The sequence below is a fragment of the Agrobacterium sp. 5Ca50 genome, assembly GCF_055381905.1.
The window spans coordinates 277,985-290,335 of sequence record NZ_AP026438.1; the positions used below are offsets into that span (position 1 = coordinate 277,985).

Sequence of the window (12,351 nt, forward strand, 5' to 3'; positions counted from 1 at the left end):
TAAGCAATTCAAGGAGTTACGACATGCGTGACATCATGGGTATGATGGGCAAGGTCAAGGAAATGCAGGCCAAGATGGAAAAGGTGCAGGAAGAAATTGCCGCCCTTGAAATCGAAGGCAAATCCGGTGGCGGTCTGGTGACCGTTATTCTGAACGGCAAAGGCGAAATGCGTGGTGTGAAGGTTGATCCTTCGCTGTTCAAGGAAGACGAAGTTGAAATCCTTGAAGACCTGATTGTTGCAGCCCACAAGGATGCAAAACAGAAGGGTGAAGCCCAGGCGCAGGAAAAGATGGCTGGCCTCACCGCCGGTCTTCCACTGCCGCCCGGCATGAAGTTCCCGTTCTAAGCGCTCATTGATCCGACATGTTTGAAGCGGTTTTGCAAAAGCCGCTTCAACTTTCCAGCATGGCGCGGAAACGGGATGCAAGCGGCGTGTCGCGATAGGCAATCCGTTCCTGTTCGCTCAGCCGACTGGGCCGAAAACGTTGAAGCACAATGGGGATGGGCAGTTTCGTGCCCTGGTAGGGCGTGAATTCCACCGCTTCACCAGCCTGCAGAAATCCACCTTTTAGCACGCGACAATAAAACCCCGGCTGGCCTGCTGCCTTGAAGCGTGGTGCAAAGTCCGGATCACCGATGCGGGCAGACAAGGTGGCGCAGGGAATACGCGCTGCGGTCACTTCCAACTCGACCTCTTGCATCGTCAACCGGTCGCCGACATGTAGTTTTGCGCTGTCGATGCCATCGATGACGAGGTTTTCGCCAAAAAATCCCGGTTCAACGGTCAGACCAAGGTCACGAGACCAGTAATCGAGATCGGCCGAGCCCATGGCATAAATGGCCTGATCCGGTCCGCCGTGATGTTTGCGGTTGCAGACAGCATCACCGACAAGGCCTTCGCGGTCGACCATGACGGCACCGTTCACCGGGTGTTTGAATATACCGGTCTTGCTGGTTTTGCCCGGCAGGATCTGTGCATCGGCTAGGCAAATGGCCTGAATTTTCATGGGATGCTTTCGCTCCTGATTCCCGTTGTCTCTTTTATGCAGTAGAGAATGCTTATGGCAAAACGAGTCACTGGTCCTGAAATTGAAAAACTGATCCAGCTTCTGGCAAAAGTGCCGGGACTAGGTCCGCGTTCCGCTCGTCGCGCAGCGCTTCATCTTATCAAGAAAAAAGAGCAACTGCTCGGCCCGCTTGGTCATGCCATGGGTGAGGCCTATGACAAGGTAAAGATCTGCTCCTGCTGCGGCAATGTCGATACGATTGATCCATGCACCGTGTGCTCAGACGATCGCCGCGACCATTCAGTCATCATCGTGGTCGAAGACGTGTCTGATCTATGGGCGCTAGAGCGTGCAAGTGCTATGAACACTGCCTATCACGTTCTAGGCGGTACACTTTCGCCTCTGGACGGAGTTGGTCCGGAAGACCTGAACATTATCGGTCTCATCGACCGCGCCAATGATGAAAAAGTTCGTGAGATCATCATTGCCGTCAACGCCACCGTCGAGGGGCAGGCAACTGCGCATTATATCACCGATAGACTGGCGGGTTTGCCCGTCAAGATTACGCGCCTTGCGCATGGCGTGCCGGTGGGTGGAGAGCTGGACTATCTGGATGAGGGTACGCTGACTGCAGCCCTCAGGGCGCGCACGACGATCTGAAATCCGGTCCCGGCGGGTAAAAATCCTGCGTTCAGGCACATATATGCCGTAAATTTCCGAGAAGCATCGGAGCTGATTTATTGGGAGAGAAAATGAAAACCAGATGGCTTTCCATGCTTGCCGCCACCGTTTTTCCATTGGTTCTGTCATCGGCTGCCAATGCACAGACGGCAAAACCGCCAGCTGCTGCTGCGGCCCGTTATGACGCGGAGTTTAATGCCTGGCTGAAAAAGGAAGTCTGGCCGCAAGCCCGCAAGGCTGGGGTCTCCCAAAAGACGCTTGAACGCACATTGAACGGCATCTCCATCAACAGGCAGCTGCCGGATCTGGTCATCCCCGGACAAAAACCGCCGAAGGAACAAAGCCAGAGCCAGGCCGAATTTTCATCCCCGGGAGCTTATTTCTCGGAAAAACGCCTGCAGGCCTTGGCATCAACCGGCCGTGGGCTAGCCTCAACCCATGCCTCGACGCTGCGCCGTATCGAGCAGACCTATGGGGTGCCTGCTTCAGTTCTCGTTGCCGTCTGGGGCAGGGAGTCCGGATTTGGCCGTGCCAAGCTGCCACATTCCGTCATCGATGTGCTGGCGACGAAGGCTTACATGTCGACCCGCAAGGACATGTTCCGCAATGAATTGATTGCCGCCTTGCATATCGTCGATAGCGGTGATGTCGCTGCCGACCGTATGATGGGGTCCTGGGCCGGAGCCCTTGGGCAGCCGCAATTCATGCCGTCCAGCTACCTTGAATATGCGGTCGATTTTGACGGAGACGGCCGTCGCGATATCTGGAACTCGGTACCCGACAGCCTGGCATCAATTGCCAATTACCTTGCCAAAAAGGGCTGGCAACGAAACCGCGATTGGGGTTTTGAAGTCTCCATCCCCGCCAACGTCAGTTGTGCGCAGGAAGGTCCGGATCTGGCCAAACCCGTCAAGCAATGGGCATCGATGGGCATCACCCGCATCAGCGGCAAAGGCTTCCCGTCGAGCGATCTGGATGCTGCTGGCATGATGTTGGTACCCGCGGGCCGCCACGGCCCAGAGTTTCTGGTGACACCGAATTTTTATGTCATCAAGGAGTATAACAACTCCGACCTCTACGCTCTGTTCATTGGTAATCTTGCAGACCGCATCGCTTATAATGCCGGTCCGTTCCGCGGTGAATGGGGGGCGGTTGGTTCGATGCTGCGCTCAGATGTGCTGGCCATGCAGAAGGCACTGGTTGCCAAGGGTTACGACGTTGGCAAGGCGGATGGACTGGCGGGTTTCAAAACCCGTCGCTCTCTCGGTGACTGGCAATCGAAATCCAATATCGCGCCGACCTGTTTTCCGGACGAAACCCTGAAAACCAAGCTGCGCTGACCCATCAAGCCGACCATCAATGATGGTCGGTGTGGGCCTTGTGAAAGATGTCATCGGTTGGCGGAATGGTCTGGCGTTCGATCATGCGATGAACGCGAGGACGTTTGTCGCCACGATGCAGCGTCAACAGCTTGTCCCAGGCCTCCGCATCCGCCTGGGTGCGGCGGTGGTTATGCCGCACATATTCCACCCATGTCGGAACATGGTAGCTTTCCGTCCAGATGTCAGGGTTTTCCAGATCGCGCATCAGGTTCCAGTTACGTGCCCCGTCACGAATGCGGATACGCCGGCGCTCGGTCATCAGCGCCATGAACTCCGGAAGGTCCGAATCGTCGATTTCATAGTCGATGAGAATGGCGATGGGACCGCTCTGTGGTTTGATGTCGAGGCGCAGAGGCGGTTCGACAAACCTGTTCAGCGGATCGAGATTCAGCGAAGCGAAGGCTGGCATCTGCAGGAAATAGCCGACAAGCACGCCAAACAGCATCAGAAGACAGGAAAGCTGAAGGGCAAAGGAAACACCGTGGATTTCCGACAGCGCACCCCAGACCCAGCTGCCCAGTGCAATACCGCCAAAGGTCAGGGTCTGATAAAGCGATAGTGCACGTCCAACCACCCAGCGCGGCGTCGAAAGCTGCACGATGGTGTTGAACAATGATAACGCCAGCACCCAGCAGGCACCAGCTATGGTAAGCGCAAGGCTCGTGAGTATGGCGTTGGTGCTGATGGCCGTCATGCCGGAACTAAAGGCAAAACCGAGGAAGGCAACACGCACGATCCATTCGCTGGAAAGTGCCTCGCGCAACCGCGCACTGATCAGCGCACCGCCAATGGCGCCGAGACCGAAAGCGCCCAGCATCACGCCGTAAGTCAAGGCGCCGCCCTGTACCAGGTCACGCGCCACAACGGGCATGAGGGCCAGGATGGCACTGGCTGACAGGCCAAATAGAAAACCGCGTACCAGCACCTTGCCAATGTTGGGTGACATCGCCACATAACGCATACCGGAAGAGATAGCGGCACCCAGATGTTCTCGCGGCAATTGTGAGGTCGGTGCCGGCAACTTCCACTGCATCAGCGCGTAGATCAGCGCGAAATAGCTGAGTGAATTGACAAGAAAAGCTGCTGCAGCACCTGCTGCGGCAACGATGGCACCACCGATTGCCGGTCCCACACTGCGGGTAATGTTGAAACCCACACTGTTGAGCGTCACGGCGGCCGGCAAATCTTCACGCGGCACCATTTCGCCAACCGATGCCTGCCAGGACGGGTTGTTGAGGGCAGTACCGCAGCCGATCATGAAGGTGAAAAACAGCAGCAGCCACGGTGACAGCCAGCCGAGCCAGGCGAACACCGTCAACATGACCGAAGCAACAAGCATCAGGAACTGCGCGGAGATCATGATGCGGCGCCGGTCGAAACTGTCGGCAAGCGCGCCTGATATCAGCGAGAACAGCATGATCGGCAGCGAGGTCGAGGCCTGAACCAGCGCGATCATGTTCTCCGAACTGGACAGGGACGTCATCATCCAGGCCGCGCCGACAGCCTGAATAAGGCCGCCGAAATTGGATGCAAGGCTGGCTATCCAGATGGTGCGATAGGTCTGGTGTCTAAGGGGAGCAAGAGGCGATTTCCGGTCCGGCACGGCCTGTCCAGTAATTTTGATGTGAGTTGTTTTGCGTGAGTATAAACACACAAATGAAGGATGCCACCGTTTGAAGTGTGGAAGCGGTTAAATTGTGACAAATGGCAATATCCACTGCCTTTCTGCCGCCGTCCTTGCAATTGGGGGGATGACGGGTTATATACGGTTCAAATTCTTGATCACTTGATGAAGAGTGGAGCCGCAAGGCTCCGCTCTTTTTCGTTAAGTGGTCCCAGTTGAGAAAACGGACCGGAAAGACGCATATGTCGGAATACACTACCGAGCCACGGCTTATTGTTGAAACAGGAGTTGATCGTCGGATTGCCGACATTGTCGAACCTGTTCTGACTGGCATGGGTTTCGTTCTTGTCAGAGTGCGACTTTCCAGCCAAAATGGCTCAACGCTCCAGATTATGGCTGAGCGTCAGGATGGAACGATGAACGTTGAGGACTGCGAAGCAGTTTCAATGGCGGTTTCTCCGGTTCTGGATGTAGAAGACCCGGTTGAAAAGGCGTATCATCTGGAAGTATCCTCACCGGGTATCGACAGGCCGTTGGTGCGCAAGTCCGACTTCTCGCGCTGGCAGGGTCATCTGGTAAAGATCGAAACATCGATCCTGGTTGATAACCGCAAGCGGTTCCGCGGCAAGATTGCCGAAATCGGTGCGGACGATTTTACGTTAGAGCGTGATCAGATTGCCTACGGCGAAGAGCCGACGGTTGTTATTCCGTTCAATGCTCTTTCTGACGCAAAGCTGGTGCTGACCGATGATCTCATTCGTGACGCATTGAAGGCTGACAAGCAGGCGAAAGCGGCTGCAGCCAACCAGAACGAAGAAAACGACGAAGAATAATTCCAACGTAATGCCCTTCAAAGAGGGGGCAGCTAACGCAATCATGCGACTTACGGAGATGAACAAATGGCAGTGAGTGCAAACCGGCTTGAGCTTTTGCAGATCGCCGATGCTGTGGCACGCGAAAAGGTTATCGACCGCGAAATCGTGCTTGCCGCGATGGCGGACGCCATCCAGAAAGCTGCCCGCTCGCGTTATGGTTCTGAAACCAACATTCGTGCGGATATCAATTCCAAGACCGGCGAAATTCGTCTTCAGCGTCTTCTCGAGGTTGTCGAAAAAGCCGAAGATTATTCCACGCAGATCCCGTTGGAACTGGCGCGTGATCGCAACCCGGATGCTAAGATCGGTGACTTCATTGCCGATCCGCTGCCGCCAATGGACTTCGGTCGTATTGCTGCGCAGTCTGCCAAGCAGGTTATCGTGCAGAAGGTGCGTGAAGCCGAGCGTGACCGCCAGTTCGACGAGTTCAAGGATCGTATCGGCGAAATCGTCAACGGTACCGTGAAGCGCGTTGAATACGGCAATGTCATCGTTGATCTGGGCCGTGGCGAAGGCATCATCCGTCGTGACGAGATGATTCCACGCGAAAACATGCGTTACGGTGACCGCGTTCGTGCCTATGTTTACGACGTGCGTCGCGAACAGCGTGGCCCGCAGATTTTCTTGTCGCGTACCCATCCACAGTTCATGGTCAAGCTTTTCACCATGGAAGTGCCGGAAATCTACGACGGCATCATCCAGATCAAGTCGGTTGCCCGTGACCCGGGTTCGCGCGCCAAGATCGCCGTTATTTCCAGCGACAGCTCGATCGATCCGGTCGGCGCCTGCGTTGGTATGCGCGGTTCCCGCGTTCAGGCGGTTGTTGGTGAACTGCAGGGCGAAAAGATCGACATCATTCCGTGGAGCCAGGATCCGGCTTCCTTCATCGTCAACGCCTTGCAGCCTGCTGAAGTGGCCAAGGTCGTTCTCGACGAAGATGCAGAGCGTATCGAAGTTGTGGTTCCTGATGAGCAGCTGTCGCTGGCCATTGGTCGCCGTGGTCAGAACGTACGTCTGGCATCGCAGCTGACCGGCTGGGATATCGATATCATGACGGAGCAGGAAGAATCCGAGCGCCGCCAGAAGGAATTCAACGAGCGCACCAACCTGTTCATGGATGCACTCGACGTTGACGAAATGGTCGGTCAGGTTCTGGCATCCGAAGGCTTTGCCCAGGTTGAAGAGCTTGCCTATGTCGACCTCGACGAAATCGCCTCTATCGACGGCTTCGACGAAGACACTGCAAACGAAATCCAGACCCGTGCACGCGAATATCTTGAGCGCGTCGAAGCGGAAATGGATGCCAAGCGCAAGGAACTCGGCGTTTCCGACGAACTGCTGCAGATCGAAGGTCTGACATCGCAGATGATGGTTGCTCTCGGTGAAGACGGCATCAAGTCCGTTGAAGACTTTGCCGGTTGCGCTGCTGACGACCTGATTGGTTGGAGCGAACGCAAGGACGGTGAGACCAAGAAGTTCGAGGGTATCTTCTCGAAGCTCGATGTTTCGCGCGTTGAAGCTGAAAACATGGTTGTTCAGGCTCGTCTGCTCGCTGGCTGGATCACCCAGGAAGACCTGGATGCCCAGCAGCCTGCTGAGGAGGAGGCAGACGCCGCTGAACAGGAATGAGTGGCAAGTTACGCCAGTCGGATGCCGTCATCGAGGATGACGGCTTCGGCGCTATCAACGGTCGCATGTGCATTGTGACCCGCGAGAGCGACAAGCCAGATGATTTGATCCGGTTTGCACTTGGTCCTGACGGCGTTGTCGTCCCGGATATCAAGCGTCAACTGCCGGGTCGCGGCTGCTGGGTGAAGGCCGAGCGGCACTATGTGGAGAAAGCAATCGCGAAGAAGCTCTTCGCGCGCGCTTTCAAAAAGGAAGTGAAGGCTGGTCCTGAGCTTGTCGACATGGTGGACAGGCTTCTGGTGCAACAGCTTGCCGGAATGATGAACCTGGCCCGTAAGGCCAGCCAATTCATTACCGGCGCAACAAAAGTCGATGCGGCTGTGCGTTCCGGTGCAGCCCTTGCCGTCTTCCATGCCGCTGATGCGGCGCCGGACGGCGTTCGGAAAATAAACCAGGCCCGAACGGCCTGGCATCTCGGAATGGAAACCGAGGCAGCAATACCGTCCATTCGGCCGTTTACAGCGGCAGAAATGGACGAGTTGATGGGTCAGAATGCTTTTATCCACGCTTGCGTGCTTGCAGGGCAGGCAGGTGAGGGTGTAGTGAAGCGCGCAAACATGCTCCTAAGGTATCGCGATGGCGGTCAGTCCGGGGCAGAAGGCGGCGCTGGCCGGAATGAAGAATGACGCGGTTATCGGCTAAGGTCGACGCTGTGTTTCGGATACAGCAATTGAACGACGGGGCCTGATGTTTGTCATCCGGCCCGCGTCCGAAGGAACGGGAACGGAATGACCGACAACAACGACGACAAGACACTCAACGCACAGCCCAAAAAGACTCTCACTCTCAAGCCGAGCGGGATGAGTCAGGGTACTGTGCGTCAGGATATGGGTCGAGGTCGCACCAACGCGGTTGTAGTGGAAACACGCAAGCGTCGTCCCTCGCGTCCTGAAGACGAAAAGCAGGCTCCAGTAGCGGTTGCACCGGCTCCCAAGCCAGCGGCACCGGCAGCACCAGTTGCCGCCCGTCCGCAGCAGCAGCCTGCGGCGCCTGCGCCACGCATCCACCAGCCATCTTCTGGACAGCAGCCAAACCGTCCGAACCAGCAGCAGAACCGCCCGGGTCAGCAGAGCCAGCCATCGCGCCAGCCTGATCGTCCGCGTGGCAATGTTCTGCACGATCTGTCGGCCGGTGAAATGGAAGCCCGTCGCCGCGCGCTGATAGAAGCGCAGGCTCGCGACGTGGTTGAAGCCAAGCAGCGCGCTGAAGATGAAGCCCGCCGCAAGGTGGAAGAAGAACGCCGTATTGCTGAAGAGCGTGAAGAGGCTGCACGTCGTGTAGTTGAAGAAGCTGCTGCTGCCAAGGCCGCAGCAGCACAGGCTGCCGTGGCTGAACAAAAGCCGCAGCCTGTTGCTCCACGTTCTGCCGCTGCACCACAGGCAGCCCGCCCGGACGCTCGTCCGCAAGGCTCACGCCCTGTTCCTGCAAATGAAGAACCAGCTCCGAATGCTGCAGCACGTGTCCGTCGTCCAAACACCAGCGACGATGATGATCGTGGAGTGCGCCGTGGTCCGGGTATGCCTGTCCGTGGCAAGGTTGCCACGCCGGTTCCCGCCAAGCCTGCTGCACGTCTGAAGACAGAAGATGAACGCCGTCGTGGCAAGTTGACTGTGACTGCTGCCGGTCTTGACGAAGAAAAGCGTGGCCGCTCCTTGGCCTCGATGCGTCGTCGTCAGGAAAAGTTCCGTCGCAGCCAGATGCAGGAAACCCGCGAAAAGATTACGCGCGAAGTCATTCTGCCGGAAACCATTACCATTCAGGAACTGTCGCAGCGTATGTCCGAACGGGCCGTTGACGTGATCAAGTACCTGATGAAGGAAGGCCAGATGATGAAGCCGGGTGACGTCATTGACGCCGATCTGGCAGAACTGATCGCTGGCGAATTCGGTCACACGGTTAAGCGCGTTTCGGAATCCGACGTTGAAGAAGGTATCTTCAACGTGGTTGATGACGAAGGTGAAATGCTGCCACGTCCTCCGGTCGTTACCATCATGGGTCACGTTGACCATGGTAAGACCTCGTTGCTCGACGCAATCCGTAAGGCGAACGTTGTTGCTGGCGAAGCCGGTGGTATTACCCAGCATATCGGCGCCTATCAGGTTGAACAGAACGGTCACAAGATCACCTTCATCGACACCCCCGGTCACGCCGCATTTACCGCGATGCGTGCACGTGGTGCGCAGGCAACCGATATCGCCATCCTGGTGGTTGCTGCTGATGACAGCGTGATGCCGCAGACCATTGAATCGATCAACCATGCCAAGGCAGCTGGTGTTCCGATCATTGTTGCGATCAACAAGATCGACAAGCACGAGGCAAATCCTGAAAAGGTTCGCCAGCAGCTGCTGCAGCATGAAGTGTTCGTGGAATCCATGGGTGGTGAAGTTCTGGACGTCGAAGTTTCGGCCAAGAACAAGCTCAACCTCGACAAGCTGCTTGAAGCCGTGCTTTTGCAGGCCGAAATTCTTGACCTGAAGGCTGATCCAAGCCGTACGGCGGAAGGTACCGTTATTGAAGCTGAACTTGACCGTGGCCGTGGTGCCGTGGCTACCGTTCTGGTTCAAAAGGGTACACTGCGTCCGGGTCAGATCATTGTGGCTGGCGACCAGTGGGGCCGTGTCCGCGCTCTCGTCAACGACAAGGGTGAACACGTCAAGGAAGCCGGTCCGGCCATGCCTGTCGAAATCCTCGGCCTGTCCGGTACGCCATCTGCTGGTGACCGTTTCGCGGTTGTTGAAAACGAAAGCCGTGCTCGTGAAATTTCCGAGTACCGTCAGCGTCTGGCACGCGACAAGGCTGTTGCCCGTCAGACGGGTCAGCGCGGTTCGCTCGAACAGATGATGAGCCAGCTGCAGACGTCGGGACTGAAAGAGTTTCCGCTGGTCATCAAGGCTGACGTACAGGGTTCGGTCGAAGCGATTATCGCATCGCTCGACAAGCTCGGTACCGACGAAGTGCGTGCCCGTATCGTGCATTCAGGCGCCGGTGCGATCACGGAATCGGATATCTCGCTTGCCGAGGCATCCAACGCCGCGATCATCGGCTTCAACGTCCGTGCAAATGCCCAGGCCCGTACGGCTTCGGAACGTGCTGGCATTGAGATCCGCTACTACAACATCATCTACGATCTGGTAGATGACGTTAAGGCAGCAATGTCCGGTCTGCTCTCGCCAGAACGTCGCGAAACCTTCCTCGGTAACGCAGAAATTCTGGAAGTGTTCAACATCACCAAGGTCGGTAAGGTTGCCGGTTGCCGTGTTGTCGAAGGCAAGGTCGAGCGTGGTGCCGGTGTACGTCTGGTACGCGACAACGTTGTTATCCACGAAGGCAAGCTCAAGACGCTCAAGCGCTTCAAGGACGAAGTCAGCGAAGTGCCGGTCGGTCAGGAGTGCGGTATGGCCTTCGAAAATTACGAAGACATCCGTGCAGGCGATACGATCGAGTGCTTCCGCGTAGAGCATATCATCAGAACGCTCTAAGTTCGCTGCTCGAAACGACTAGAAAATGTGACGGGCGCCGGTTAGTCGGCGCTCGCTCCGTTTGAGGCTAATAAAATGGTAAAAGCAACTTCTTCCGCCCCGTCACAGCGCATGTTGCGCGTTGGCGAACAGGTGCGCGCCGCAATAACTCAGGTCCTGCAACGTGGTGAAGTCCGCGACGATCTCTTGGAAAAGACGGTCGTATCGATTTCAGAAGTGCGGATGTCGCCTGATCTGAAAATGGCAACTGCCTATGTGACGCCGCTTGGCGTTGCTGATCACACCCAGACGATTGACGCTTTGAACCGGCACGCGAAATATATTCGTGGTCGTCTCGGCGCGCAATTGCGACAGATGAAGTACATGCCGGAACTGCGTTTCCGGGATGATACGAGTTTTGACAATTACCAAAAGATCGATGCGCTGTTGCGCTCGCCGGAAGTCAGTCGTGATCTTGGAGCGTCTGCAGGCAAAGTCTCCGAAGATAAAGACGAAGAATAGAAATACGGCATGTCCAAACAGCGTAAACCACAACACCGCAAGCCCAAGGGCCGCCCGATTTCCGGCTGGCTTATTCTCGACAAGCCGTTGGATTTCGGTTCGACCGAGGCTGTTTCCAAAATCAAGTGGCTGTTTAACGCCCAGAAGGCCGGTCACGCGGGAACGCTTGACCCTTTGGCGTCCGGCATGTTGCCCATCGCCCTCGGTGATGCAACCAAGACTGTGCCATATGTCATGGATGGCCGGAAAATTTATGAATTCACGGTGACGTGGGGCGAAGAACGCGCGACCGACGACCTTGAAGGCGAAGTAGTCGAAAGTTCCGAGGCTCGTCCGGAAGAACAGGCGATCCGTGACCTTCTGGCGAAATACACCGGTACCATTCTTCAGACACCGCCGCAGTTTTCGGCCATCAAGATTGCCGGCGAGCGTGCTTATGATCTGGCACGTGAAGGTGAAACCGTCGAAATTCCGGCACGCGAAGTCGAGATTTACCGTCTGAGCTTGCTTGCTGTTACCGATAACAACCACGCGCATTTTGAAGTGGAATGTGGCAAGGGTACTTATGTGCGTGCACTGGCGCGCGATATGGGCCGCGACCTTGGCTGTTTCGGGCATATCTCTGAACTGCGTCGCACCATGGTCGCACCATTTGGTGAAGACGTCATGGTGCCGCTTGCAAAGCTTGTCGAGTTTGAGGCGGTTGAAGATCGTGACGAGCGGCTTGCCGCTCTCGATGCCTTCCTGATCGATACGGCGGAAGCCCTGTCGTCGCTGCCACAGCTGGTCATTAGTGATGACCAGGCGCATCGCCTGAAGATGGGTAATCCAATTCTGTTGCGCGGCCGTGATGCCCCGGCCGATCACCCCGAGGCCTATGCCATGGCACGTGGCAAACTGGTTGCCATCGGTGAAATCGGGCAGGGAGAGTTCAGGCCCAAGCGGGTTTTCGGATAAGACCATGCAGGAGGGGGGCGATTAATCGCCCCTTTTCTTTGTGTTGCAGATGGTTTATAGGCAGCCCCAGCTTAAGGCTTTTGCCTTTTGCCAATGAATGGCCAGAGCTGGACGACATCCCGGCTCTAGGCGTCCCGATTTTCCTTAGACAATAG

The 12,351-nt window shown here is 56.4% G+C and carries 11 protein-coding genes; 9 read left to right on the forward strand and 2 right to left on the reverse strand.

All coding sequences use genetic code 11. The features are described 5' to 3' along the window. Positions 1 to 23 precede the first annotated feature (23 nt). Positions 24 to 347 (forward strand): YbaB/EbfC family nucleoid-associated protein, encoded by a 324-nt coding sequence (locus tag ACZ5FM_RS01365; RefSeq protein WP_192486971.1) that lies wholly within the window; start codon positions 24 to 26, stop codon positions 345 to 347. Positions 348 to 393: 46 nt separating this feature from the next. On the opposite strand, the gene ACZ5FM_RS01370 is transcribed toward ACZ5FM_RS01365, so the two are convergent. Beyond that, positions 394 to 1,008: an MOSC domain-containing protein gene (locus tag ACZ5FM_RS01370; protein WP_250983550.1), complete on the reverse strand. Its 615-nt coding sequence runs from the start codon at positions 1,006 to 1,008 to the stop codon at positions 394 to 396. Between the two features lie 54 nt (positions 1,009 to 1,062). Here ACZ5FM_RS01370 and recR point away from each other — a divergent pair, with 54 nt between their 5' ends. Both recR and ACZ5FM_RS01380 read left to right on the forward strand, forming a co-directional pair. Beyond that, positions 1,063 to 1,668 carry a recombination mediator RecR gene (recR, locus tag ACZ5FM_RS01375; RefSeq protein WP_192486973.1) on the forward strand — a complete coding sequence of 202 codons (606 nt, stop codon included), beginning with the start codon at positions 1,063 to 1,065 and terminating at the stop codon, positions 1,666 to 1,668. 113 nt (positions 1,669 to 1,781) lie between these two features. Next, positions 1,782 to 3,029, forward strand: coding sequence for a lytic murein transglycosylase (locus ACZ5FM_RS01380; protein WP_464040407.1), 1,248 nt, complete (start codon positions 1,782 to 1,784; stop codon positions 3,027 to 3,029). A 16-nt stretch (positions 3,030 to 3,045) separates the two neighbouring features. Here the strand turns inward: ACZ5FM_RS01380 and ACZ5FM_RS01385 are convergent, their stop codons facing one another. Beyond that, positions 3,046 to 4,674 carry an MFS transporter gene (locus ACZ5FM_RS01385; RefSeq protein ID WP_259147549.1) on the reverse strand — a complete coding sequence of 543 codons (1,629 nt, stop codon included), beginning with the start codon at positions 4,672 to 4,674 and terminating at the stop codon, positions 3,046 to 3,048. A gap of 263 nt (positions 4,675 to 4,937) precedes the next feature. On the opposite strand from ACZ5FM_RS01385, the gene rimP reads away from it, so the two are divergent. The 6 genes from rimP to truB all read left to right on the forward strand — a co-directional run bounded on the left by rimP (position 4,938) and on the right by truB (position 12,196). Beyond that, complete coding sequence (gene rimP / locus ACZ5FM_RS01390) at positions 4,938 to 5,528, forward strand: ribosome maturation factor RimP (protein ID WP_259147548.1); 591 nt, start codon at positions 4,938 to 4,940, stop codon at positions 5,526 to 5,528. A 66-nt stretch (positions 5,529 to 5,594) separates the two neighbouring features. Further along, entirely contained in the window at positions 5,595 to 7,199 is a 1,605-nt protein-coding gene (nusA, locus tag ACZ5FM_RS01395; RefSeq protein ID WP_192486976.1) for a transcription termination factor NusA, read from the forward strand. Beyond that, positions 7,196 to 7,885, forward strand: coding sequence for an RNA-binding protein (locus ACZ5FM_RS01400; RefSeq protein ID WP_464039493.1), 690 nt, complete (start codon positions 7,196 to 7,198; stop codon positions 7,883 to 7,885). Before nusA ends, ACZ5FM_RS01400 begins: the two co-directional genes overlap by 4 nt. A 102-nt stretch (positions 7,886 to 7,987) precedes the next feature. Beyond that, positions 7,988 to 10,738, forward strand: coding sequence for a translation initiation factor IF-2 (infB, locus tag ACZ5FM_RS01405; RefSeq protein ID WP_464039494.1), 2,751 nt, complete (start codon positions 7,988 to 7,990; stop codon positions 10,736 to 10,738). Between the two features lie 75 nt (positions 10,739 to 10,813). Further along, positions 10,814 to 11,239, forward strand: coding sequence for a 30S ribosome-binding factor RbfA (gene rbfA, locus ACZ5FM_RS01410; protein ID WP_192486979.1), 426 nt, complete (start codon positions 10,814 to 10,816; stop codon positions 11,237 to 11,239). Positions 11,240 to 11,248: 9 nt separating this feature from the next. After that, positions 11,249 to 12,196, forward strand: a complete 948-nt coding sequence (truB, locus tag ACZ5FM_RS01415) for a tRNA pseudouridine(55) synthase TruB (RefSeq protein WP_464039495.1) — start codon at positions 11,249 to 11,251, stop codon at positions 12,194 to 12,196. Positions 12,197 to 12,351: the final 155 nt, after the last annotated feature.

Bases quoted from the DNA above. Each gene is read 5' to 3' on its own strand.
- rimP (WP_259147548.1), top strand. From the start codon at position 4,938: ATGTCGGAATACACTACCGAGCCACGGCTTATTGTTGAAACAGGAGTT.
- infB (WP_464039494.1), top strand. From the start codon at position 7,988: ATGACCGACAACAACGACGACAAGACACTCAACGCACAGCCCAAAAAG.
- truB (WP_464039495.1), top strand. From the start codon at position 11,249: ATGTCCAAACAGCGTAAACCACAACACCGCAAGCCCAAGGGCCGCCCG.
- ACZ5FM_RS01380 (WP_464040407.1), top strand. From the start codon at position 1,782: ATGCTTGCCGCCACCGTTTTTCCATTGGTTCTGTCATCGGCTGCCAAT.
- ACZ5FM_RS01365 (WP_192486971.1), top strand. From the start codon at position 24: ATGCGTGACATCATGGGTATGATGGGCAAGGTCAAGGAAATGCAGGCC.
- nusA (WP_192486976.1), top strand. From the start codon at position 5,595: ATGGCAGTGAGTGCAAACCGGCTTGAGCTTTTGCAGATCGCCGATGCT.
- ACZ5FM_RS01370 (WP_250983550.1), bottom strand. From the start codon at position 1,008: ATGAAAATTCAGGCCATTTGCCTAGCCGATGCACAGATCCTGCCGGGC.
- rbfA (WP_192486979.1), top strand. From the start codon at position 10,814: ATGGTAAAAGCAACTTCTTCCGCCCCGTCACAGCGCATGTTGCGCGTT.
- recR (WP_192486973.1), top strand. From the start codon at position 1,063: ATGGCAAAACGAGTCACTGGTCCTGAAATTGAAAAACTGATCCAGCTT.
- ACZ5FM_RS01400 (WP_464039493.1), top strand. From the start codon at position 7,196: ATGAGTGGCAAGTTACGCCAGTCGGATGCCGTCATCGAGGATGACGGC.